Annotated in this window: 22 protein-coding genes and 1 riboswitch; of the genes, 12 read left to right on the forward strand and 10 right to left on the reverse strand. The window is 58.0% G+C overall.

What is annotated here, in order from left to right; genetic code table 11:
* Positions 1-89: 89 nt before the first annotated feature.
* On the reverse strand, positions 90-1,058 hold the full coding sequence (locus PH562_RS02705) for a polysaccharide lyase family 20 protein (RefSeq protein ID WP_483315308.1): 969 nt from the start codon (positions 1,056-1,058) through the stop codon (positions 90-92).
* Between the two features lie 431 nt (positions 1,059-1,489).
* Between PH562_RS02705 and PH562_RS02710 the strand changes: the two genes are divergently transcribed.
* Positions 1,490-1,684: an ATP-grasp fold amidoligase family protein gene (locus tag PH562_RS02710; RefSeq protein WP_285171311.1), complete on the forward strand. Its 195-nt coding sequence runs from the start codon at positions 1,490-1,492 to the stop codon at positions 1,682-1,684.
* 59 nt (positions 1,685-1,743) lie between these two features.
* A complete protein-coding gene (locus PH562_RS02715; protein ID WP_285171312.1) occupies positions 1,744-2,232 on the forward strand; it encodes a heme-degrading domain-containing protein in 489 nt (162 codons plus the stop codon).
* A gap of 42 nt (positions 2,233-2,274) precedes the next feature.
* Here PH562_RS02715 and PH562_RS02720 read toward each other — a convergent pair whose 3' ends face one another.
* Positions 2,275-3,531: an AGE family epimerase/isomerase gene (locus tag PH562_RS02720; RefSeq protein WP_285171313.1), complete on the reverse strand. Its 1,257-nt coding sequence runs from the start codon at positions 3,529-3,531 to the stop codon at positions 2,275-2,277.
* 266 nt (positions 3,532-3,797) lie between these two features.
* On the opposite strand from PH562_RS02720, the gene metH reads away from it, so the two are divergent.
* Complete coding sequence (gene metH, locus PH562_RS02725; RefSeq protein WP_285171314.1) at positions 3,798-7,574, forward strand: methionine synthase; 3,777 nt, start codon at positions 3,798-3,800, stop codon at positions 7,572-7,574.
* 231 nt (positions 7,575-7,805) lie between these two features.
* Here the strand turns inward: metH and PH562_RS02730 are convergent, their stop codons facing one another.
* Both PH562_RS02730 and PH562_RS02735 read right to left on the reverse strand, forming a co-directional pair.
* Positions 7,806-8,570 (reverse strand): GntR family transcriptional regulator, encoded by a 765-nt coding sequence (locus PH562_RS02730; RefSeq protein WP_069612582.1) that lies wholly within the window; start codon positions 8,568-8,570, stop codon positions 7,806-7,808.
* A complete protein-coding gene (locus PH562_RS02735) occupies positions 8,567-9,451 on the reverse strand; it encodes a glucosamine kinase nucleotide-binding domain-containing protein (protein WP_113230684.1) in 885 nt (294 codons plus the stop codon). The genes PH562_RS02730 and PH562_RS02735 overlap by 4 nt, the downstream gene beginning before the upstream one ends.
* A gap of 542 nt (positions 9,452-9,993) precedes the next feature.
* On the opposite strand from PH562_RS02735, the gene PH562_RS02740 reads away from it, so the two are divergent.
* From PH562_RS02740 to PH562_RS02760, 5 genes are all read left to right on the forward strand, one after another.
* The gene (locus PH562_RS02740) at positions 9,994-11,253 is read left to right on the forward strand and encodes an ABC transporter substrate-binding protein (RefSeq protein WP_285171315.1); all 1,260 of its coding nucleotides are present in this window, start codon (positions 9,994-9,996) and stop codon (positions 11,251-11,253) included.
* Positions 11,254-11,455: 202 nt separating this feature from the next.
* Positions 11,456-12,409, forward strand: coding sequence for a carbohydrate ABC transporter permease (locus tag PH562_RS02745; RefSeq protein WP_285171316.1), 954 nt, complete (start codon positions 11,456-11,458; stop codon positions 12,407-12,409).
* A gap of 12 nt (positions 12,410-12,421) precedes the next feature.
* Complete coding sequence (locus PH562_RS02750; protein WP_015340408.1) at positions 12,422-13,261, forward strand: carbohydrate ABC transporter permease; 840 nt, start codon at positions 12,422-12,424, stop codon at positions 13,259-13,261.
* Positions 13,258-14,322, forward strand: a complete 1,065-nt coding sequence (locus tag PH562_RS02755; protein ID WP_285171317.1) for a Gfo/Idh/MocA family protein — start codon at positions 13,258-13,260, stop codon at positions 14,320-14,322. Before PH562_RS02750 ends, PH562_RS02755 begins: the two co-directional genes overlap by 4 nt.
* 12 nt (positions 14,323-14,334) lie before the next feature.
* Positions 14,335-15,339: an ABC transporter ATP-binding protein gene (locus tag PH562_RS02760; RefSeq protein WP_285171318.1), complete on the forward strand. Its 1,005-nt coding sequence runs from the start codon at positions 14,335-14,337 to the stop codon at positions 15,337-15,339.
* Positions 15,340-15,404: 65 nt separating this feature from the next.
* Here PH562_RS02760 and PH562_RS02765 read toward each other — a convergent pair whose 3' ends face one another.
* Entirely contained in the window at positions 15,405-16,010 is a 606-nt protein-coding gene (locus PH562_RS02765) for a TetR/AcrR family transcriptional regulator (RefSeq protein ID WP_285171319.1), read from the reverse strand.
* Between the two features lie 119 nt (positions 16,011-16,129).
* Here PH562_RS02765 and PH562_RS02770 point away from each other — a divergent pair, with 119 nt between their 5' ends.
* The 4 genes from PH562_RS02770 (at position 16,130) to phnF (ending at position 18,573) form a co-directional block, all read left to right on the forward strand.
* Entirely contained in the window at positions 16,130-16,576 is a 447-nt protein-coding gene (locus tag PH562_RS02770) for a tautomerase family protein (RefSeq protein WP_285171320.1), read from the forward strand.
* Positions 16,577-16,644: 68 nt separating this feature from the next.
* Positions 16,645-17,040, forward strand: coding sequence for a VOC family protein (locus PH562_RS02775; protein WP_285171321.1), 396 nt, complete (start codon positions 16,645-16,647; stop codon positions 17,038-17,040).
* Between the two features lie 116 nt (positions 17,041-17,156).
* A complete protein-coding gene (locus PH562_RS02780) occupies positions 17,157-17,843 on the forward strand; it encodes a class I SAM-dependent methyltransferase (RefSeq protein WP_285171322.1) in 687 nt (228 codons plus the stop codon).
* 1 nt (position 17,844) lies between these two features.
* Complete coding sequence (phnF, locus tag PH562_RS02785; protein ID WP_285171323.1) at positions 17,845-18,573, forward strand: phosphonate metabolism transcriptional regulator PhnF; 729 nt, start codon at positions 17,845-17,847, stop codon at positions 18,571-18,573.
* A 39-nt stretch (positions 18,574-18,612) separates the two neighbouring features.
* On the opposite strand, the gene PH562_RS02790 is transcribed toward phnF, so the two are convergent.
* The 5 genes from PH562_RS02790 to PH562_RS02810 all read right to left on the reverse strand — a co-directional run bounded on the left by PH562_RS02790 (position 18,613) and on the right by PH562_RS02810 (position 22,588).
* A complete protein-coding gene (locus PH562_RS02790) occupies positions 18,613-18,963 on the reverse strand; it encodes a VOC family protein (RefSeq protein WP_285171324.1) in 351 nt (116 codons plus the stop codon).
* Between the two features lie 58 nt (positions 18,964-19,021).
* Entirely contained in the window at positions 19,022-19,498 is a 477-nt protein-coding gene (locus PH562_RS02795) for a 6,7-dimethyl-8-ribityllumazine synthase (protein ID WP_113230469.1), read from the reverse strand.
* An 89-nt stretch (positions 19,499-19,587) separates the two neighbouring features.
* A riboswitch (FMN riboswitch) is annotated at positions 19,588-19,734 on the reverse strand.
* 105 nt (positions 19,735-19,839) lie between these two features.
* Entirely contained in the window at positions 19,840-20,901 is a 1,062-nt protein-coding gene (locus PH562_RS02800) for an ABC transporter ATP-binding protein (protein WP_285171325.1), read from the reverse strand.
* 11 nt (positions 20,902-20,912) lie between these two features.
* Entirely contained in the window at positions 20,913-21,701 is a 789-nt protein-coding gene (locus PH562_RS02805) for an ABC transporter permease (protein ID WP_015340397.1), read from the reverse strand.
* Complete coding sequence (locus PH562_RS02810) at positions 21,698-22,588, reverse strand: ABC transporter permease (RefSeq protein WP_285171326.1); 891 nt, start codon at positions 22,586-22,588, stop codon at positions 21,698-21,700. Before PH562_RS02810 ends, PH562_RS02805 begins: the two co-directional genes overlap by 4 nt.
* Positions 22,589-22,648 lie beyond the last annotated feature (60 nt).

Below are 22,648 nucleotides of genomic sequence, written 5' to 3' on the forward strand. Positions count from 1 at the left end.
AAAAAGTTCGGCCATTTCTCAAAAAAAAGCGCACCCTCGGAGTGTCCATAGCCATATTGATCTAGAGGCACGCATCCTCGGCAGCTTTGTCACTTCATAGGGCAAAGGTTGGGGTCCGATAATACATCGGCGCAGTGGGCCGAACGACGAAAATCATCATAGTAGAGCGTCCATACTGTGGTATCGGCGGCGCGATAAGGGCCGAATTTGAAGTATTGATTCTTTCCCAATCCGTGATCGGCATGTCCTATATGGCCAGTAACCGTAACGATCCATTTGTTATTGGCGAATATCTCAATATGGCCCGAGCCATCGGGGCCTGGTTTGCTGTAGATGGCAAAATCGATCCAGCCTGATGCCGGTGTCGGCAGCTTGTTGCCACGATTTATTACTTTTATGGCATCGGTGCAGCCTGTATATTCTTGCCCATCAGATATGCCCCAGTTGTCGTCGGTGGCCACCAATGCACGCATTTGATTGGTATCGGGACGGAACCAGACCGGCGCTTGGTCATCGCTGCAGGCCTTGCCGTTACTTTCAGGCTTGTGTTTCTTGACGGGGGCAACGTAGTTGGTTTCAACGGTTGCGAAGAGTTTGCCATTATTGAGCCGCAGTGCGAGGAAGGGGCTGAAATCCCCTGTGGCGTTCGGCCCGATTTCTCGCTTCCATTGCGCGATAAGGTAGCGATGGTCGCCCGAGGGTATGGGATCGGCGAATTTTACGGCGAAACCGTACCAAACCCCCTGATCGTATGGAACGCGATACTTGGTGCGCTCCCATATTTCCGCTCTCTCGCTGCAGTTTGTTTTACCCCGTGGGCAGAATGGTCTGACGCTCAATTTCAATGCGCCCGTTCCGGAATGCTTGACTTCCGATTGAAATTCGATCGTTCCGGCCCTTTGCTCGAAGTTATCGCGATAGTAAAGATGGCCAGATGGGGCGAAATCTGTGCCGTCGAAACCATCCCGCAACACCATTTGAGACGGACTATCGGCTAAAGCCGGTGCCGCGGCACAGGTGCAGGCCAATATGGCGGGCAGTGCGTACTTTGCATTCATGCTGGACTATTCCTGTGGCGAGACATTCGTAAAGTTTATCAATGACCTGTTCGCTTCCCACAGGCAAGCGAGAGCCGCGCCACTTTCAAAGCCGGGTTGATGATCCTGTAGTCAATTCCAATCAATTTCAGGCGAAATGCAGCCTGTGAATGTGATCATTGATGATACAACTTTAACCGCATGTTAGACGCTTTGCGGTTCATATCCCGCAGAATTGGGCTTTGGTTGCGGCTATCAATGCCCCGGACATGACTGTTCGTCGCTGCGACCTCATCGACGTTTGAATGTCGGTCATGACATAAACCGGCTAAAGGTCGCTGTTGGGGGCCGCCTTTGGCAAATGGTGAACTCGAGTTGGGCAGTCGAGAGGCGCAGCTACGACGAAAAATCGCGATCTTGACGTCGCATGCGTTTTTGCCCACGCGAGGGAGATGATTCATGTCACTGAAACGGTTTCTCGCGATATCGACTTCGTTCGTGTCGATCTCTATGCGTCGGCGGAGTGGGTCCGTGTCGGGGAGTTGACCTTCTACCCAGGGGGAGGTTTCGAGGCATTCGAGCCGGATGAATATGACTTCTCGATCGGTCAGAAGTGGCAGCTTGGCTTCGAAATACCGAAGAGATAGGTGGACAAATCGTTCCCTGCGCGTTTGATAGGCCGATCTATTTTTAAAGAAGGTTTTCCATGACGATCGATCAGGACCTTGCTCGTATCGGGCTGCAAGAGGAAACGCTGCGTTTCGATGCTTTTGACCTTTCGACCGCTTGGGTGCTCGGCAAGCTGTTGCGCGACCTCGCCAGTGAGCGCAACATGGGTGTTGCTATCGATATCACGCTTCATTCCATGCCGGTTTTCTACATAGCTTTGCCCGGTTCGACGCCTGACAATTCCAACTGGATCCGTCGGAAGCGCAACATGGTGCTGCGTTATTTCCGAAGCAGCTACGCCAGTGCGTTGCGGCTGCAGCAGCAGGGCAAGACGATCGAGGACAACGGGCTTTCAAGCACCGAATATGCTGCCTCTGGTGGCAGCTTTCCGATCTTCGTCAATGGTACGGGGTGCGTCGGCGCCGTCACCGTTTCTGGGCTGCCGCAGCGCGAAGACCACAATCTCGTTGTCGAAGCCTTGGCTCTCACCCTCGGCCACGAGCTTCACAATCTCAGCCTCGCATAGAGCGACGAGGCGGCGCACGTCGATGGGGCGCCGCCGCCGCTTTCAGATCTTGCCACCAGCCTCGGTGATGACTTTGGTCAAGCTTCCGGTTGCCGGGAAGAGGGGGATGAGGCATGCCTGCAGGGCGTGATAGATATCGCCCTTGCCCGGGAACAGCGTGTGAGCAGGAACGAGATCTTCCGTCAGTTCCTCATGCCAGCCGCCATTAGCACGATCGATAAAGGCGTGGCCGATTACGCTCCAGATCTTGCGGTAGCTCTCTTCGTGGAAATCGCTCGGGACGTGTTCATTCAGATAGTGAGCCGCGCCGGCACCCTCGCATGCAGGCCACCAAAGCTTGTTGCGCTTTGCAGGCACATCTTCCCAGTCGAGCGTATAGAAGAACCCATCCCTATTGTTGTCCCAGCCAAGTGACATGGATTGAGAAAAGAGACCCTTGGCTGCTTCCGGCATCCAGTCATGACGCTTTTCCCCCAGCGCCCAAAGTTGCAGGATAAGACGCGCCCATTCCAGCCAATGTCCTGGTGTCGTACCCGATGGGCGAAACATCTCATTGCCGCGATAATTCTTGTCAAGCACCCAATCGGCGTTGAAGTGTTCGGCAACGCGCCAGCCGACGGATCCTGCCGAACGGCGAATGACGAGATCGGCGATGCTTTCTGCTTTTTCGAGATATGTCTTGTCGCCGGTCGCTTCGAATGCGGCCATCAGGGCTTCCGTCAGGTGCATATTGGAGTTCTGGCCGCGATAGGTGCCACCGTCGATCAAGGACCAATCCCGATTGAACTCCTCGGCAATCGCCCCGTGCTTTGCTTCCCAGAACTTAGTATTCAGAATTTCCGTGACATCTGCCAACATGCCATCGGCCAGTGGATGACCGATCGTCTTTGCGGATGAGGCAGCAAGCAGCACGAAAGCGTGGCCATAGCCCTGCTTGCTGGAATCGACGGGGCCGTCATTGTTCAGCGACCAAAAGTAGCCGCCATGCGCCGTGTCGCGATGATGATTCCATAGATAGTTCATGCCGTGGTCGACAATTTCGTTAGCGCCGGGACGACCGAGCAACGACCCGATCGAGAAGCAGTGCACCATGCGGGCGGTCGAATGAATGCCGCGTACGGGATTTGCCTTATCCAACGGCTTGCCGGCATCGTCCATGTCGTAGAAGCCACCTTTGGGATTGACGGCGCGGTACTGGAAGAAATCGAAAAGCGCGTCCGCTTGATCAAGCAGCCAACGCCGATGGTAGGCGCGCGTGCTCCAGTTTCCGAGCGCTGCGGGTTCAACCTGTATATTCATGCCGTCCTCCATGGATTCTTTTCCTGACGCCGTATAGCGCCGCTCGAAAGCGCTGTCATGGCGTTATGGATGAAACTGTGTCGTCTGCCCTTCGTTGTCCATGGTCGGATCGGCAATTAGCGCAGGTACGGTCATTTTCCTGAAACGGCCGAAGGATGGAAGCATCGTCCTTGCTATCGAGCGGTTAAAAGCATAGATATGTTGACATAAAGATATCTTTATGTGATCTGAGGGCGGAGTCGCAATCAGGCCAGAGGAGTTCGCTTATGTTTGACAATCTTTTTGGTTCGGGAACGGCGAAGCGCGACGGCAGCGAGGTGTTTGAGGCTTTGCGACAAGCGGCGAGCGAGCGGATCCTCGTGCTTGATGGCGCCATGGGCACGCAGATTCAAGGCCTCGGCTTTGACGAAGATCAGTTTCGCGGTCATCGCTTCATCGGCTGTGCCTGCCACCAGAAGGGCAACAACGACCTTCTCATTTTGACCCAGCCCGATGCGATTGAAGAGATCCATTATCGCTACGCCAAGGCGGGCGCCGATATTTTGGAGACCAACACTTTCTCGTCCACCAGCATTGCGCAGGCGGATTACCAGATGGAAGGTGCGGTCTACGATCTCAACAAGGAGGGGACGCAAATCGTGCGCCGAGCGGCGATCCGCGCCGAGCGTGAAGATGGCAAGCGCCGCTTTGTCGCGGGCGCCATCGGTCCGACCAATCGGACCGCCTCGATCTCTCCCGACGTCAACAATCCTGGCTATCGTGCGGTCACATTTGATGATTTGCGTCTTGCCTATGGCGAGCAGATCGATGGCCTGATCGATGGTGGCGCCGATATCATCCTGATCGAGACGATTTTCGATACGCTGAACGCCAAGGCAGCGATCTTTGCCTGCGCGGAGCGTTTCGAGGCCAAGGGTATTCATCTGCCCATCATGATATCGGGCACCATCACCGATCTTTCGGGGCGCACGCTGTCCGGTCAAACGCCGTCAGCCTTCTGGAATTCCGTGCGCCACGCCAGCCCCTTCACGATCGGCCTCAATTGTGCGCTGGGAGCCAATGCCATGCGGCCGCATCTGCAGGAGCTTTCCGCGGCCGCGGATACCTTCATTTGCGCCTATCCGAATGCCGGTCTGCCGAACGAATTCGGTCAGTATGACGAGACGCCCGAGATGATGGCGGCCCAGGTCGAGGAGTTCGCTCGCGAAGGTCTGGTCAATATCGTCGGCGGTTGCTGCGGCTCCACGCCCGACCATATTGCAGCCATCGCTCAGGCGGTTTCGAAATATCCGCCGCGCCGAATTGCCGAACATCGGCCGTTCATGTCGCTCTCGGGGCTGGAACCGTTCGAGCTCACCAAGGATATCCCTTTCGTCAATGTCGGTGAGCGTACTAATGTCACTGGCTCGGCGAAGTTCCGCAAGCTGATCACCAATGCCGATTATACCGCAGCGCTTGCCGTCGCCCGCGACCAAGTCGAGAATGGTGCGCAGGTCATCGACATCAACATGGACGAGGGCCTGATCGATTCCGAAAAGGCGATGGTGGAATTCCTGAACCTCATTGCTGCCGAGCCGGACATTGCTCGCGTTCCGGTGATGATCGATAGCTCGAAGTTCTCGATCATCGAAGCCGGTTTGAAATGCGTTCAGGGCAAGCCGATCGTCAATTCGATCTCTCTGAAGGAGGGCGAGGAAAATTTCCTCAAGCAGGCGCGGTTGATGCGGATGTACGGCGCGGCGGTCGTCGTCATGGCCTTCGATGAGACGGGGCAGGCGGATAGCTACGAGCGCAAGGTCGAGATCTGCTCGCGTGCTTATAAGCTGTTGACGGAAGTGGCGGGCCTGTCGCCGGAAGACATCATTTTCGATCCGAATATCTTCGCCGTTGCGACTGGCATCGAAGAGCACAACAATTACGGTGTCGATTTCATAGAGGCGACGAGGACGATCCGCCAGACGATGCCGCTCGTTCATATTTCCGGTGGTGTCTCGAACCTTTCCTTCTCGTTCCGCGGCAACGAACCTGTCCGCGAGGCCATGCATGCCGTGTTCCTCTACCACGCCATCCAGGCGGGCATGGACATGGGCATCGTTAATGCCGGGCAGCTCGCCGTCTACGACAATATCGACCCGGAATTGCGGGACGCCTGTGAGGACGTGGTGCTCAACCGCCGTCCGGACAGCACGGAGCGCCTGCTTGAGATTGCCGAACGCTTCCGCGGTTCCGGCAGCAAGGAAGCCAAGACGCAGGATCTTTCCTGGCGTGAATGGTCGGTGGAGAAGCGGCTCGAACATGCGCTGGTCAACGGCATTACCGAATATATCGAAGCCGATACCGAGGAAGCGCGCCAGGCTGCCGAGCGGCCGTTGCATGTCATCGAAGGCCCGCTGATGGCCGGCATGAATGTCGTGGGTGACCTTTTCGGCTCGGGCAAGATGTTCCTGCCGCAGGTGGTGAAGTCAGCGCGAGTGATGAAGCAGGCCGTTGCCGTGCTCTTGCCTTATATGGAAGCCGAGAAGGTTGCCAATGGCGGCAGCAGCGAACGGCAGTCGGCCGGCAAAGTGCTGATGGCGACCGTCAAGGGCGACGTCCATGACATCGGCAAGAATATCGTCGGGGTCGTGCTCGCCTGCAACAATTATGAGATCATCGATCTCGGCGTCATGGTGCCGGCGACGAAGATCCTGGAAACGGCGATTGCCGAGAAGGTTGATATCATCGGTCTGTCGGGGCTGATCACGCCCTCTTTGGACGAAATGGTGCATGTCGCGTCCGAGATGGAGCGGCAGGGCTTCGATATACCATTGCTGATCGGTGGTGCTACCACGAGCCGCGTCCACACTGCGGTGAAGATCCATCCCGGCTATCACCGGGGGCAAACTGTCTACGTTACGGATGCGAGCCGCGCCGTGGGCGTCGTATCCGCTCTGCTATCGCCGGATGCGCGGCAGGGCTATATCGATACCGTTCGGGCTGAGTATTCCAAGGTCGCCGCCGCCCATGCGCGCAGCGAGGCGGAGAAGGTGCGCCTGCCGATTGCAAGGGCGCGCGAGAATGCCGAGAGGGTGGATTGGTCTGATTACGAGCCGGTCAGACCGCAATTCTTCGGGACCAAGGTGTTCGAGAGCTACGATCTTGCTGAATTGGCGAAATATATCGACTGGACTCCATTCTTCCAGACCTGGGAGCTCAAGGGTCGTTTTCCGGCAATTCTCGAAGACGAAAAGCAGGGCGAGGCGGCACGACAGCTTTACAGCGATGCGCAGGCGATGCTCGAAAAGATCATCACGGAAAACTGGTTCCGCCCGCGTGCGGTCATCGGCTTCTGGCCGGCGGGCACGGTCGGCGATGATATCAGGCTGTTCACCGACGAAAGCCGCAATGAGGAGCTCGCCACTTTCTACACGCTGCGGCAGCAACTATCGAAGCGAGACGGTCGCCCGAATGTGGCGTTGTCGGATTTTGTGGCGCCGGTTTCCAGTGGTGTCGGCGATTACGTCGGCGGCTTCGTCGTCACGGCCGGTATCGAGGAGGTGGCCATTGCCGAACGCTTCGAGCGGGCCAATGACGATTATTCGTCGATCCTCGTGAAGGCACTGGCCGACCGCTTTGCCGAAGCCTTCGCGGAGCGGATGCATGAGCGGGTGCGTCGAGAGTTCTGGGGTTATGCTGCGGATGAGAATTTCACGAGCGAGGAGCTTGTTCTCGAAGCCTATGCGGGCATCCGTCCTGCACCTGGCTATCCGGCGCAGCCTGACCATACCGAGAAGGATACGCTTTTCCGCCTGCTGGATGCCGAAGCGACAACGGGCGTAAAGCTCACAGAAAGCTATGCGATGTGGCCGGGTTCTTCCGTCTCCGGCATTTATATCGCTCACCCGTCTTCCTACTATTTCGGTGTCGCCAAGATCGAGCGCGATCAGGTCGAGGATTATGCTGCCCGCAAGGGCATGCCCGTGGGCGAGGTGGAGCGCTGGTTGGGTCCGGTTCTCAATTATGTGCCGGAGAAGCGCGAGGCTGCGATCGACGACGCAGCCTGATTGCGAGTCGTTTCAAAGACTCGCAGTGCTTCGCTTGAAATTTGATCCTGCATGCAAACGCCGCTCCAGCTTACTCGGCTGGGGCGGCGTTTTTTTGATTCCGGGATTTTTCTGTTTCGCCTAGAGTTTTCCCGCTTTTCTTCGAATCGCGAAAACGCACTATTCTTTTGTTTTAACGCAATTCCGGACGGAAAACCGCTTCGCACTTTTCCTGGAATTGCTTTAGTTGAGCTAGTTCGCGCCAATCGTCAGTTCCGCGACGAAATCATAGGCGTCGCCGCGATAGAGCGACCGGGTAAATTCGACCGCCCGACCCGAACCGAGATAAGAGATACGCTCGATTGAGAGGCCGGCCGCGCCGACCGGAACGCCGAGCAAGCCCGCATCGGCCTCTTTCATGTTGGTCGCGGATATGCGCTGCACCGCACGAACAGGGCGCACCTGGCGCTTTTCCAGTTCTGCGTACAGCGATGTGGTCACCACAGACGGATCCGGCAGGAATTCGCCGGAGACACTGGCATGCTCGATCGCCAGTGGTTGGTCGTCGGCAATGCGGAGACGGCTCAGCCGCGATACCTTGGTGTCGGCGGCAAGGCCGAGGATCATCATCTCATCCGGGGAGGGCGTGTGGATACCCTTATGCAGCCATTCGGAGCGAGCTGTCATCCCACGCCGTGCCATATCCTCGGTAAAGGATGTCAGCTGCGACAGCCGCTGCTCCACCTTTGAAACGGGTTTTGCGACGAAGGTGCCCGAGCCATGACGGCGGACGAGTATGCCTTCGGCGACGAGATCGTCGATCGCCTTGCGGACAGTGACGCGGCTAACCGCAGCAAATTCGGCAATGTCACGTTCCGGCGGCAGCGCGTCCCCGTGCTTCAGCCTTCCGACCTTCACAGCCTCCTCGAGCGTGCGGCGCAGCTTGACATAGAGCGGGCCTGTGCCGCCCACGGAAAGGCGTTCCGGCGAGAAGATTGCACTCAAATCTTCGGTCATGCCTTGTTTTCCTCTCCACCCCGCAGCAATTTTGCCGCCAGTTCTACGGCGCCGCGCAAGACATCGCCCTTGGGTTCGGCCAGAATCGTCTTGTGACGTTCGTCGAGCCAGGGACGATAAGCCTGAGCGACGCCGCCGAGAAGGCAGATCGAAGGGCATTCCGGCCAAAGCAGCGCGTCCAGGCTTTCGGTTATCGATTTGACCGCAGTTTTCACGATGTCGATGGCGACCGCGTCCTCCATTCCGGCATATTCGAAGATAATAGGTGCGTAGCGGCCAAAATCCTTGGGCTTGGAGGCGTGCGCAAATTCGACGATCCGTTCGGGATCATTGCCGTATTCGGCCATGATCGATGCCGTCAGCGCTGAGCCCGGTGTCACCCGGTCATGCGCCAGAAGCGCTCTTTCCAGCAGATCGCGGCCAAGGCGCGCGCCGCTCGCCTGATCGCCGACGACAAACCCCCAGCCGCCGATGCCCCAGCTTTTGCCGCCATGGCGGGCATTGTAGACAGAGCCGGTGCCGAAGGCGCCGATAACACCATCGGCATCGCCAAGCGCGCCTTGAAGGGCGATGGTCGCATCGGTGACCACATGCGTGCTGGCAAAGGGCAAGGCGCCTTCGACCTGTTTACCATAATTGCCGACATTGGCCCCGGCGGTTCCGATAACGGCAGGCAATTCCCGCAGCAGTTCCGGGGCGAGGTTGGCATCGATCAGGGCCTGCTTTGCCGAGGCGACGATATGAATCAGCGAGTTTTCCAGATCGGACAGGATGTTCGCCGCGCCCGCCTTGCCGGTGCCAAGCACCTGTCCCGTAGCGTCTATGACAGCCGCTCTGCAACTCGTGCCACCGCCATCGATACCAATTGCAAACTGCCCCATCATGCCTCCGGATGCCGCCTGTTCCCGCTTTCCCGTACAATACCAAAAAAATACCATTTACCAATAGGCAAAGCGGGCATTTTTGACTGTTTTTATCCCATTGAATTATCTGGATAAATTAATGAGGCTCCATCTTTTTCTGTCCGAAAGTTAAATTCGGCTGGACAATTGGTATTTTTTTGGCCTTAATTCGAGGCAAGGGAACAGTACGAACGGACATCGGCAAAGCCGGCAGAAAAACAACAGCCGGTAAGTGGGCGGAAGGGCGCGCATCTGGTCGTTGCGCCAGGCCGTTAGGGATCAGGAGGATCCCGTTTCGACGTTCGTCATAATTTTCCCGCGTGGTTCTTGCTGCGTCTCCGTCTGGTGGCGGCGACGGCAATTGATCGGGCCGATCGGGCATAAAGCCTCTGAAGCCTTTTGCATGGAGGGGTCGGCAATATTGGCGGTCCCTATGGAGCGCTGACCGGTTCCTCGGACAGGCCAGCGGATATCAGATCGAGAACAGCGCCTAGCTACGGCGCGGAAAACAGGAGAGGGAAATGAAAACCAATGTTCTGAAAGGCTTGCTTCTTGCCTCGAGCCTGCTGACTTCTGTCAGCCTGGCACATGCGGCCGATGTGACGCTGACGGTTGAAAGCTGGCGTAACGACGACCTGCAGATCTGGCAGGAAAAGATCATCCCGGCTTTCGAAGCGAAGAATCCGGGCATCAAGATCGTCTTCTCACCGACGGCGCCGACCGAATATAACGCATCGCTGAATGCCAAGCTCGATGCCGGTTCCGCCGGCGACATCATCACCTGCCGTCCGTTCGATGCTTCGCTCGACCTCTTCAACAAGAAGCATCTTGCCGATCTGACCAAGCTTAAGGGCTTGGAAAACTTTTCGGCTGTCGCCAAGGCCGCATGGTCCACCGATGATGGCAAGTCGACCTTCTGCGTGCCGATGGCTTCAGTCATCCACGGCTTCATCTACAACAAGGACGCTTTCGACAAGCTCGGCCTGAAGGTTCCGGCGACGCGTGACGAGTTCTTCGCGGTCCTCGACAAGATCAAGGCTGACGGCACCTACATCCCGATGGCCATGGGCACGAAGGACCTCTGGGAAGCCGCAACCATGGGCTATCAGAACATCGGCCCGAACTACTGGAAGGGCGAGGAAGGCCGCAAGGCTCTCATCGCCGGCAAGGAAAAGCTGACGGACGCTCCGTGGGTCGATCCCTATAAGGAACTGGCCAAGTGGAAGCCCTACCTCGGTGACGGCTTCGAAGCGCAGGGTTATGCCGACAGCCAGAACCTCTTCACGCTTGGGAAGGCTGCGATCTATCCGGCCGGCTCGTGGGAAATTGCTCTCTTCAACACCCAGGCGCAGTTCAAGATGGGCGCCTTCCCACCGCCCGTCGCCAAGGCTGGTGACACCGCCTACATCTCCGACCATCCTGATATCGGTGTCGGCCTGAATAGGAAGAGCAAGCACCAAGAAGAAGCCAAGAAGTTCCTCGACTGGGTCGCTTCCGACGAGTTTGCAACCATCTATGCCAACTCGCTGCCGGGCTTCTTCAGCCTGAACTCGCATCCGGTGAAGATGAGCGATGCGCTCGCCCAGGAATTCGTTTCCTGGCGTGACAACCACAAGTCGACCGTTCGTTCCACCTATCAGATCCTGTCGCGCGGCACGCCGAACCTGGAAAATGAGACATGGACCGAATCCGCAAACGTGATCAACGGCACGGACACTCCAGAACAGGCTGGCGAGAAGCTCCAGAAGGGCCTCGACAGCTGGTACAAGCCGGGCAAGTAAGCATTGCATGACACGGGCGAGTGGCCTTCCAGGCTCCTCGCCTTTTTCGTTATCTTGAGTAATTGGATTGGCGATCGTCTCGCCGTTACATTCGACACGCCTGATATCGCTTCCATTCGGCCGGAGAGCCGGGGGCAACGGGCGGATTTGAACCTTTGCGCTGCCGCCTCATCAAGCAGCCAAGAAAAACAGGCAGAAAGCCATGAGCGACGCCGCGACATCAGACGCCCTTGGGGTGACGCCGATCAGGCGCTCCAAGCGCTGGCACATACTCGTTTTCCTTTTCCCGGCCTTCGTTGTTTATACGGCGGTCATGATCCTGCCGCTGATCGAGACCTTGCGGCTGTCGCTTTACAATGTCGTTGATAATCAGTCCGTCTTCGTCGGCCTGAACAATTTTAAGGTTTTGTTCGGCGACGAACGCTGGTCGCATGATTTCTGGAATGCGCTGCGCAACAACCTGATCTTCTTCGCCATCCATATGTGCGTGCAGAATCCGATCGGTGTCGCTTTGGCCGCACTCCTGTCCCTGCCGAAGCTGCGTTTCGTCGCCTTCTACCGCACCGCCATCTTCCTGCCGACGCTGCTTTCCTTCGTCGTTGTCGGCTTCATCTGGAAGCTGATCCTCTCGCCGCTCTGGGGTGTTGCACCCGAGCTTCTGAATGTCATTGGTCTGAAATCGTTCTTTGCCCCGTGGCTCGGCAGGCCGAGCACGGCCCTGATTACCGTGGCCCTTATTTCGGTCTGGCAATATGTCGGCATTCCGATGATGTTGATCTATGCCGCGCTGCTCAACATCCCCGACGAGGTGATCGAGGCGGCCGAATGTGATGGCATCACCGGCTGGAGCCAGTTCTGGAAGATCAAGCTGCCGCTGGTGCTGCCGGCGATCGGCATCATCTCGATCCTCACCTTCGTCGGCAATTTCAATGCGTTCGACCTGGTTTATACCGTACAAGGCGCACTGGCGGGGCCTGACGGCTCGACGGATATTCTCGGCACGCTGCTTTACCGCGTCTTCTTCGGCTTCCAGCTGCAGCTGGGTGACCGCTCGATGGGGGCGACGATCGCGACGGTGATGTTCCTCATCATTCTGGCCGGTGTTTCCTTCTATCTTTTCATCGTGCAGCGGCGCATCCGTCGCTACCAGTTCTGAGGAGCGCGGCCCATGTCCAAGGCACGCACGTCCACTCTTCGCACCGGCTTGGTGCATCTGGCGCTCATCGCCTATACGCTGGTTGCCATTTTTCCGGTGTTCTTGACCGTCATCAATTCGTTCAAGGATCGCGCCTCGATTTTCCGCGCGCCCTTGAGCGTCCCGACGCCATCCTCCTTTAGCATGATCGGCTATGACACCGTTCTCAAGCAGGGGGACTTCCTCACCTATTTCCAGAACAGCTTCGTCGTCACGATCGTCTCGATCATCCTGACGCTGCTGTTCGGCGCCATGGCCGCATTCGCGCTGTCGGAATACCGTTTCCGCGGCAATACGGTGATGGGGCTTTATCTGGCGATCGGCATCATGATCCCGATCCGGCTCGGTACCGTCGCGATCCTGCAGGGCATGGTCGCTGCCGGCCTGGTCAACACGCTGACGGCGCTGATCCTCGTCTATACGGCGCAGGGCCTGCCGCTGGCGATCTTCATCCTGTCCGAGTTCATGCGGACGGTTTCCGACGACCTGAAGAATGCCGGCCGCATCGACGGCCTCAGCGAGTACGCCATCTTCTTCCGCCTCGTGCTGCCGCTGGTTCGCCCGGCGATGGCGACGGTCGCGGTCTTCACCATGATCCCGATCTGGAACGATCTTTGGTTCCCCCTGATCCTGGCACCGAGCGAGGCGACCAAGACGGTGACGCTCGGATCGCAGATTTTCATCGGCCAGTTCGTCACCAACTGGAATGCGGTGTTGGCGGCGCTGACGCTTGCCATCCTGCCGATCCTCATCCTCTACGTTATCTTCTCGCGCCAACTTATTCGCGGCATTACATCTGGAGCAGTCAAGTGAGCCCATCTGAAAAGCCGATCCGCGTTCTCGTTGCCGGCCTTGGCAATATGGGTCGCAGCCATGCGCTGGCCTATCACAATAATCCGGGCTTCGAGATCGTCGGCCTCGTCAACCGCTCCAAGCGGGAGCTGCCCGAGGAGTTGCGGGGATATACGATCCATCCGGATTTCGAGACCGCATTGAAGGAGCTGAAGCCGGACCTCTGCTCCATCAATACCTATTCCGACAGCCATGCCGATTTCGCCGTCATGGCCTTCGAAGCCGGTTGTCACGTTTTCGTCGAGAAGCCGCTGGCCACGACGGTCGAAGATGCCGAGCGTGTGGTTGCGGCTGCGAAGAAAGCCGGCAAGAAGCTGACGATCGGTTACATCCTGCGCCATCATCCCTCGTGGATGCGGTTGATTGCCGAAGCGCGCAAGCTCGGCGGCCCCTATGTGTTCCGCATGAACCTCAATCAGCAATCGAGCGGCCCGACCTGGGAGACGCACAAGGCGTTGATGCAAAACACTTCGCCGATCGTCGATTGTGGTGTGCATTATGTCGACGTCATGTGCCAGATCACCGATGCCAAACCCGTCGAGGTGCGCGGTATGGGCCTGCGACTGACGCAGGAAATCAAGCCGGACATGTATAATTACGGCCATCTGCAGGTGATCTTCGAAGACGGTTCCGTCGGCTGGTACGAGGCCGCCTGGGGTCCGATGATTTCGGAGACGGCTTTCTTCGTGAAGGATGTGATGTCGCCGAACGGCTCGGTTTCGATCGCCATGGATCAGAACGCCAAGTCCGACGATATCGACATGCATACGAAAACGTCGGTCATCCGGCTGCATAGCGCTGAGACGGGACCGAACGGCCAGTTCATCCGGACGGATCAGGATTTGCGTATGGACGGCGAACCGGGTCACCAGGAACTCTGCGACTTCGAGCAGGCCTTCATGCTGAAGGCCATCCGCGAGGATCTCGACCTCAATCGCCATATGGCCGATGCCGTTCAATCGCTGCGCATATGCCTTGCCGCCGATGAGAGCGTGCGCACCGGCAAGCCCGTTTATCTATAAGGACAAAAGACTGTGGGATCGCTTCAACTGAAATCCATCCGCAAGGCCTATGGTACGCATGACGTGCTGAAGGGCATCGACCTCGAGGTGAAGGATGGCGAGTTCGTCATCTTCGTCGGTCCTTCCGGCTGCGGCAAGTCGACCCTTCTGCGCAGCATCGCCGGCCTCGAAGACGTGACCTCCGGCGCCGTGCTGATCAACGGCCAGGATGTGACTGTGACACCGCCTGCCAAGCGTGGCATCTCGATGGTCTTCCAGTCCTATGCGCTCTATCCGCATCTGACCGTCAAGGACAATATGGGCCTGGGCCTCAAGCAAGCCGGCACCGCGAAGGCCGAGATCGACGGCCGTGTCGAAAAGGCCTCCGGCATGCTCTCACTAGCGCCCTATCTCGCCCGCCGGCCATCGGAGCTTTCCGGCGGCCAGCGCCAGCGCGTCGCCATCGGCCGCGCCATCGTGCGCGAACCGGAGCTTTTCCTCTTCGACGAGCCGCTGTCGAATCTCGATGCGGCGCTACGTGTGCAGACACGTCTCGAAATCGCCCGGCTGCATCGCAGCCTGAAGGCAACCATGATCTACGTTACCCACGATCAGGTGGAGGCAATGACGCTTGCCGATAAGATCGTCGTGCTCAATGCCGGTGCGATCGAGCAGATCGGCTCGCCGATGGAGCTTTATAACCGTCCGGCCAACACCTTCGTTGCGGGCTTCATCGGCTCGCCGCAGATGAATTTCATCCCGGCCGAGCGCCTCGGCCAAAGTGGCGCCAAGACCGTCGGCATACGCCCCGAGCACATCACGCTAGCACGCGATCAGGGTACATGGGCCGCCAAAGTCATCCACGTCGAGCATCTCGGTGCGGACACGATCATCTATCTGGAGTCGGAGACTACCGGTCTACTCACCGCGCGTCTCTTCGGTGAACACAAATACGAGCCGGACGAGATGGTTTATGCGACGCCGGATGCGAACCAGATGCATCGTTTCGATGTGAATGACAAGGCGATCCGGGCCTAATGGACCCGCCGAGACGAACCAAGAGGTTCCGTCTCGGCTGTATTGTCATTGCTTGAGTTGCATCGTCATTCGCCTTGCGACCGCAAAGGATCGCCCGCCGTCAGAGCAGCCCGCTCGATGACTTCGGCTATGTGCACGGACAGGGCGGGATCGGAGACGGCGCGGGCAAGCGTCAGGCCACCGCTCAGCGTTGCGAGAAGAACGATGGCTCGATCATCCGCCGTCGTTTCGCCAGGGTTCGTGCTCTCCGGCAGGCCGGCGGCGACATCGGCGATCAATTTTTTCAACTCTGCCGTATAGACGCGACGTGTTTCCTCGTCGGCACGCATCACATCGGGCGAAAGGCTCGGCAGCGTGCAGCTGTCGCCGAGATCGCAGGTCCGCTTGTAGCCGAGATAGAGGCTGGCAAGCGCCTTTAGCCAGTCTTTCGGCTGGTTTTGCCTGAGCGTCAGGATCGCTTGGCGCAACTCTTCCAATCCTTCCACGACAGCGGTGCGAAACGCTTCGCTCTTGGACTTGAAGTGTCCGTAGAAGGCGCCATTGGTAACGCCGGCCGCTTTTGTCAGCGCATCGATGCCTGCGCCGCCATAGCCTTCCTTGCGAAATACTTGTCCCGCGGCCGCGACGACACGAGTCCGGGTTTCTTCCTTGTGCTCGGCGCTGTAGCGCATTGGCGCCTCCATTGAGAGCGATCTCTCTTTATTGCTTGCATAGAGAGTGATCGATATGTATCGTTAAAGAGTGATCGGTATATATCAATTGCCGTCACAGGTCCAACAAGGAGATATCCATGCCCATTACACTTACCGTATCCGAAGGGCTGCTTTCATCCGAAGCGCAGGCGCAAGCCTTTGCCGGATTAACGGATGCAGTCCTCGATGTTGCCGGCTTGGCCGGGAATGAATTCATGACGGCCAATGTCATCGGGTCGATCAATGTGCTTCCGGCCGCACATGTGCTGGCAGGTGGAAAGCCCGTTGCCGCGGCTTTCATTGAACTCAAGCTGCCCGAAATCGCCCTTGCGACTGCCGAAGCCAAGCGCGCCTTCATTGCAAGGGCGACCGATGTTGTCGAGCAGGCGGCCGAAGGGCGGATCAAGCGCGAGCATATCTGGTCGAATATCGTCTATGCGCCCGAGGGTGCCTGGGGCATTGCGGGACAAAGCTACAGCAATGCCGATCTTGTCGCTGCGATTGCAAGCGCTGCGGCGCCTGAGGTCGAAGCTCATCGCGCCTGAAGTGAGGAAATTGGCATCAATACCGGGCGGCCGCGTTGGTCGCTCGTTCGACAACAAGGGGGCAGGAGATGCAACTCGCCAATTATCTGTTTTTTACGACACATTGCGAGGAAGCGCTTGCTTTCTATACGGCCTGCGGGCTTGGCGAAGTGACACTGTTAGTCCGTCACGATACGGATGGGGTGCCGCTTGCCAACGAGGCGATGCGGGGCAGGGTAATGCACGCTCGCTTTGAGGGGCGAGGCGTCTACTTCTTCGCCTCCGACAATTATGATGCTGAGCCGATGAGAGGTTCCGCTCATATGCTCATGGTGGATGACCGAGAGATTGCCGAGAGGATTTTTGCACGATTGGCTGAAGGCGGCAGGGTGACGACACCGCTCGCCGTTCAGCCTTGGGGCAGCTACTACGGCAAGCTGACGGATCGGTTCGATGTGCAATGGATGGGGGACTGCCTGCAATAGTAGCAGCCCATCATATTGAGGGTTATCGTAATTAGTCCAGTCGTCCGGACGAATTCATGCCACTGTCATGAAGCTGCGCTATCTTAAGTTCAGTCCACTCCAACAGCGAGAGCATCATGACGAACGCAGCAATGACTTATGCAACCTGGCACAAGGAACCGCAGGGCGACGCCGCAATGGCGGAATCGCACAGCCCCTATTGGCGGCACTTCATCGAGACGGTGCCGGAGCGGGATTTCTCCTCCAAGACTATCCTGGATTTCGGCTGCAACCGCGGCGGCTTTCTGCGGCTGCTTTACGCCATGCGACCGTTCCGACGCGGCGTCGGCATCGATATCGCTTCGGAGTCCGCGGCTGCTGCCGTCGAGGCTGTCGGCAATATGCCGCTCCAATTTCATGTGACGACCGATTTATCGCCCTTTGCCGACAGCTTCGATGTGGCCTTCAGCTATGAGGTGATCTATCTGCTGCCGCAACTGAGAGAGCATGCCGAGGGGATGTTCCGGGCCATGCGCGATGGGGGCGTCTACTACGCCGTGACCGGTTGCCACAATGAAATGCCGCTTTGGCCGAAATGGCTCGAGCTGATCGGCAACAACAGCAATGCGCCGATGCAGGATCGCTCGCCACAGGACTATATCGAAGCCTTCACGGCGGCCGGCTTCGATGTTTCCGTCAGGCGTTTCGGCTATGACGGTTTCGTGCGCGCGACGAAAGACCGCAAATACTATCCGAGCATTCTCGATGCGTTGAGCTATCCGGCCGAATACAAGCTTCTGTTCCGGCTCGAGAAGCGTATCTGATATGGAGACGATCGACCGCAAGGGCGGCAGCGCCCTCTGGCATCAGATCGGCGAGATCCTGGCGGGTGATATTGCCGCCGGGACTTTCGTGCCCGGAGAGAAATTGCCGACCGAACCCGAACTGATGCAGCGCTTCGGTGTCAGCCGCTTTACCGTGCGTCAGGCACTGGGGCATCTGGAGCAACGCGGACTGGTGCGCGCCGAGCAGGGACGGGGAACCTTCGTTCATAGGGGCGTGCTCGACTATACGCTGTCGAAGCGCACCCGTTTTCACAAGAACCTGATCGAGCAGGGTTTCGAGCCGGGTGGCGAGTTGCTCGTCCATGAGATCGTGCCGGCGACGGAATGCGTTGCCAGCTATCTGAAGCTGGCAGTTGGGGTAATGGTCATCCATCGTCGCGGCGTGATGACGGCCGACGACATTCCGGTGGAATTGGGTGATTCCTATTATCCAGCCGAACGTTTTCCCGATTTCGACAAGGCCAGATTGCGATATCCGACAATCTCGGCGGCGCTCGCCAGCTATGGCGTTACCGACTATGAGCGCTTGTCGACGGAGATCGAGGCCCGTATGCCGACAGCCGACGAGGCACGGATCCTGCGCCAGCCGAAATCCGCGCCGCTGCTGGTGACGCGCAAGGTGGATGCGGATACCGATGGAGTGCCGATCACCTATTCCGAATCGGTCTGGCCGGCCGAGCGCACCACATTCAATCTCGATCTGCGGTGAGAGTGCTAGGGAGCCCTTGAGGCTCTCCGCGAGCTTGAATTAGCGGTGGGAGAGGATATTGACGACCTTGCCGAAAGGGTCGCGGACATAGAAGCGACGGACACCCCATGGCTCGTCCGTCAGGTCGTACAATATGCCGAAGCCCATGGAGGTGGCGCGCTGATAGAGCATGTTGACATCGTCGACTTCGATGGAAAGGTCGGGGACGAGCGTTCCCGAACCGCCCTCGCTGGCGACGCTGATCTGCGGCACTGTTGCCGCTTCGGAGGCGAAGGTCAGGATCCAGCCGTGATCCATGACGATGTCGAGGCCGAGCAGGTCGTGGTAGAAAAGACGGGCCGTGGCGGGATCGGCGGCGGGCAGGTTCGGGATGATGCGTAGGACGGTCACTGACGTTTCTCCCTTGTGATGTGGAGGCGAGCTCAAGCCGCGCCTCCACGATGCTGGTTCAGACCGTGACGGCCGGCAGCAGCTTGGCGCGCTCCGTCAGGATGTGGCGGCAGGCGCTGGCGACTTCCCGGCCCTTTATGATGAAATGTTCCTTGAAGAACTGGATGTGGGCTTCCGACTCCTGGAAGTGATGCGGGGTCAGGACTGCCGACAGGATCGGCACGCCGGTGTCCAGCTGGACACGCATCATGGCGTCGAGAACCGTATTTGCAACGAACTCATGGCGATAGATGCCACCGTCGACAACGAAAGCGGTGGCAACGATTGCGGAATAACGGCCGTTGCGGGCAAGCGTCTGAGCATGCAGCGGAATTTCCAGGGCACCGGGCACGTCGAAGATATCGATGGGCGATGCACCTTCAGTCGTCTGCCATTCGGCAACGAAGGAGTCGACCGAGCGATCGACGATATCGGCATGCCAGCGAGCCCGAATGATCGCGACGCGGCTCGGCTGGGTAGAAATCGAAATGGTCATGAATTTTGCCTTTCAAGGGTTGTTGTCAATTATCCCTTGGGCGAACACGCATGAACGCGGCACTCCCCGTACGGAGGAGGTGCGACCCTGCTTGCTCTCTTCCATCCGGACTATACCGTCGGCTCCGGTATTTCACCGGATCTGCTGACCCTTCCGAAAGCTCGGAAGGCGCTCGCGGGCTCGGGGAAGATCCCCATACCGCCGGTGGGGAATTGCACCCCGCCCTGAGAACGCCTGGACTATAGATGTTTTCCTTCATGGAAATCAAAGAAAAACGCCGGGCTTTTGACCCGGCGCCTGCGAATAATTTTTCAAAGTTTCCCTGCGGCGCAGAGGTGCGCTCAATCCTGAATAACGAGCAGGTCGGAAGAGGCGAAGCGTAGCGTCACCTTCTCGCCAACGCTCGGAGGCATCATCCCGGGGCTATTGAACATGTCGAAGGAAATCGTGTTGCCGGCGACATTCATGCGGGTGCGGATGACCGAGCCCAGGAAATGTGCCGAGGAGACTTCACCCGTCAGCGCCGTGTCGCCCTTGGCCGATTCCCCCAGCGAACCTGCTTCCGGACGCAGGGCCAGCGATACGGTATCGCCCGGCTTATAGGCTGTCACCGACTGCTTCAGGGTCACACCCTGATCGCCGATCATGATGCGGTTGCTGTCGGGATCGACGACCTTGCCTTCGATGAGATTCAGCGTGCCGACGAAGGAGGCGACGAAGCGGGTTGCCGGTGTGTTGTAGATTTCGAAAGGCGTGCCGATCTGATCGGCGCGGCCGGCATTCATGACGACGATGCGATCGGAGATCGACAGGGCTTCTTCCTGATCGTGCGTCACGAAGACGGTGGTGATGCCAAGCTGCTGCTGGATGGCACGGATTTCTTCGCGCAGCGAGATGCGGATCTTCGCGTCGAGCGCCGAAAGCGGCTCGTCGAGCAGGAGCACCTGCGGCTTGACGGCGATGGCGCGGGCGAGCGCCACGCGCTGCTGCTGGCCGCCGGACATCTGATAGGGATAGCGGCCGGCCAGATGATCGAGCTTGATGAGAGCCAGCATCTCCTTGACGCGCTTATCGATGTCGGGCTTTGCCATGCCGGCCACCTTGAGGCCGAAAGCGACATTGTCGTGCACCGTCATGTTCGGGAACAGCGCGTAGGCCTGGAACACCATGCCGATATTGCGCTGGTTCGGTTTTAACGCCCGCTGATCCTTGCCGTTGATCGACAGGGTGCCGGCGGTCGGCGTTTCGAAACCGGCGATCATGCGGAGCACGGTCGTCTTGCCGCAGCCTGAGGGTCCGAGGAAGGAGACGAATTCCCCCTTTTCGATTTTCATGTTGAAATCGTGAACGACCTGGATGTCGCCGAAGGACTTCTTGATGTGGGTGAGTTCGAGAAAAGCCATGGTGAGAAGCCTTACGCCTTAATCGGAGCGGATTTTGAGAAACGGGAAACGAGCTGCAAGAGGCCCATGCTGAGCCAAGTAACGGCAAGCGCGATGATGGCCAGGGCAGAGGGCTCGTAAGCTCTATTGGCGCCCATGAGCTGCATGTAGGGCCCGAATGCCGGACGGTTGAGCAGCGATGCCATGGTGAATTCGCCCATGACGATCGCAAGGGTGATGAACGCTCCGGAAAGCACACCGCTCATGACATTTGGAAAGATGCATTTGAACATAATGGTTGTCCATTTTGCACCAAGGCTTTCGGCAGCTTCTGTCAGCGTGCCGACATCAATGGTACGCATCGCCGTATCGACCGAACGATACATATAGGGCAGCGACAATACAATGTAGGAGCAGACGAGCAGAATGTTCGTCGTCGAATTATAGCCGGTCAGCGGCAGGATCGACGACGAATTATAGAGCCGCAGATAGCCGAAGACGATGACGATGGCCGGAATGACCAACGGCATCAGGGTGATGAATTCTACGACAGGGCGAAGCTGCGGTAGCCGCAGCCGCACCCAATAGGCCGTGGGTACAACGAGCAGCATGCCAAAGATAATGGTCAGAAGCGCCATCAACATCGAGAAGCCAAAGGCCGTTATGAAGCCGAAATCCGAAAAGACGGAGGCATAGGCGTCGAAGCTGTAAGCGTTGCGCCGCATGCGCAGCGAGAACTCCAGTGTACCGATGAGCGGCACCAGGAAATAGATGAGGCCGATGGCAACGGCGATCCAGGCGAAGAATTTTTGCAGCTTCATTTCTGCCACCGTTCAGCGCGCATGCGCATCAAGATATAAACGACGTTCGAAATACCGGTGATGACGATCATGCCGAGCGCCAGCGCATAGCCCAGATTGGCATTGTGCAGCACGTCGCCGCGAATCTGCGCATAGAGTACGATCGGAACGATATTCAGCGAGCTGCCGGTAAGTGCAATTGCCGTCGCGATGGCGCCGAACGAATTTGCAAACAGTAGCAGCGTCGTGCCAAGCAGGCTCGGCCAGAGGATCGGCAGGGCGACCATCCGCCAATATTGTCCATTGGTTGCGCCGAGAATGGAAGCCGCTTCGTGCCATTCCTTCTTCATGCCGTCGAGCGCAGGTGTAATGATCAGCACCATCAGCGGTATCTGGAAGTACATGTAGGTGATGGTCAGGCCGAAGAAGCTCAGCAGGTTGAAGCCCGTGCCGTAGAGGTTGAAGCCGAAATGAGCGAGCAATATCGTAACCAGACCCTGGCGGCCCAAGGTGGCGATGAACGAGAAGGCCAGCGGCACGCCGGCGAAATTCGATGCGACACCCGAGAAGGTCAGGAAGGCATGACGGATCCAGGCGGGAAGTCCGCCCAGGACGAGCGCCCAAGCCAGGTAAAAGCCGATGATCGCGCCACCGAGCGCCGAAGCGACCGAGATTTTGATACTGATTAAATAGGCGCTCATGATCGTCGGCGTGAAGAGATCGCCGATATTCTTCAGCGTCAGGCTGCCGTCAGGCGTCAGAAACGCGCCTGCTATCAGATAGATCGTCGGCAAAATCAGAAACAGCAGCGCGAAGATCAGGAAGGGTGTTATTCCCAGCCAATCGACAACCACACGCTTGTTGATCATCGGAGTGGAACTGACCGTTGATGTTGTGGCGATGCTCATAATTGGCCCAATCCGCGGCGTCAGAAAAACGGAAACCTCCCCGCCGGAGCGGGGAGGTCA

The organism is Rhizobium centroccidentale (assembly GCF_030182565.1).
Taxonomy (GTDB): Bacteria; Pseudomonadota; Alphaproteobacteria; order Rhizobiales; family Rhizobiaceae; genus Rhizobium.

What these genes read in the sequence shown, in the direction of transcription:
- PH562_RS02810 (WP_285171326.1), bottom strand. Translation starts at nt 22,588, where the DNA reads ATGAGCATCGCCACAACATCAACGGTCAGTTCCACTCCGATGATCAAC.
- PH562_RS02750 (WP_015340408.1), top strand. Translation starts at nt 12,422, where the DNA reads ATGTCCAAGGCACGCACGTCCACTCTTCGCACCGGCTTGGTGCATCTG.
- PH562_RS02775 (WP_285171321.1), top strand. Translation starts at nt 16,645, where the DNA reads ATGCAACTCGCCAATTATCTGTTTTTTACGACACATTGCGAGGAAGCG.
- PH562_RS02730 (WP_069612582.1), bottom strand. Translation starts at nt 8,570, where the DNA reads ATGACCGAAGATTTGAGTGCAATCTTCTCGCCGGAACGCCTTTCCGTG.
- PH562_RS02710 (WP_285171311.1), top strand. Translation starts at nt 1,490, where the DNA reads ATGATTCATGTCACTGAAACGGTTTCTCGCGATATCGACTTCGTTCGT.
- PH562_RS02715 (WP_285171312.1), top strand. Translation starts at nt 1,744, where the DNA reads ATGACGATCGATCAGGACCTTGCTCGTATCGGGCTGCAAGAGGAAACG.
- PH562_RS02800 (WP_285171325.1), bottom strand. Translation starts at nt 20,901, where the DNA reads ATGGCTTTTCTCGAACTCACCCACATCAAGAAGTCCTTCGGCGACATC.
- metH (WP_285171314.1), top strand. Translation starts at nt 3,798, where the DNA reads ATGTTTGACAATCTTTTTGGTTCGGGAACGGCGAAGCGCGACGGCAGC.
- PH562_RS02780 (WP_285171322.1), top strand. Translation starts at nt 17,157, where the DNA reads ATGACGAACGCAGCAATGACTTATGCAACCTGGCACAAGGAACCGCAG.
- PH562_RS02705 (WP_483315308.1), bottom strand. Translation starts at nt 1,058, where the DNA reads ATGAATGCAAAGTACGCACTGCCCGCCATATTGGCCTGCACCTGTGCC.
- PH562_RS02740 (WP_285171315.1), top strand. Translation starts at nt 9,994, where the DNA reads ATGAAAACCAATGTTCTGAAAGGCTTGCTTCTTGCCTCGAGCCTGCTG.
- PH562_RS02805 (WP_015340397.1), bottom strand. Translation starts at nt 21,701, where the DNA reads ATGAAGCTGCAAAAATTCTTCGCCTGGATCGCCGTTGCCATCGGCCTC.
- PH562_RS02765 (WP_285171319.1), bottom strand. Translation starts at nt 16,010, where the DNA reads ATGCGCTACAGCGCCGAGCACAAGGAAGAAACCCGGACTCGTGTCGTC.
- PH562_RS02745 (WP_285171316.1), top strand. Translation starts at nt 11,456, where the DNA reads ATGAGCGACGCCGCGACATCAGACGCCCTTGGGGTGACGCCGATCAGG.
- PH562_RS02735 (WP_113230684.1), bottom strand. Translation starts at nt 9,451, where the DNA reads ATGGGGCAGTTTGCAATTGGTATCGATGGCGGTGGCACGAGTTGCAGA.
- PH562_RS02795 (WP_113230469.1), bottom strand. Translation starts at nt 19,498, where the DNA reads ATGACCATTTCGATTTCTACCCAGCCGAGCCGCGTCGCGATCATTCGG.
- PH562_RS02770 (WP_285171320.1), top strand. Translation starts at nt 16,130, where the DNA reads ATGCCCATTACACTTACCGTATCCGAAGGGCTGCTTTCATCCGAAGCG.
- PH562_RS02720 (WP_285171313.1), bottom strand. Translation starts at nt 3,531, where the DNA reads ATGAATATACAGGTTGAACCCGCAGCGCTCGGAAACTGGAGCACGCGC.
- phnF (WP_285171323.1), top strand. Translation starts at nt 17,845, where the DNA reads ATGGAGACGATCGACCGCAAGGGCGGCAGCGCCCTCTGGCATCAGATC.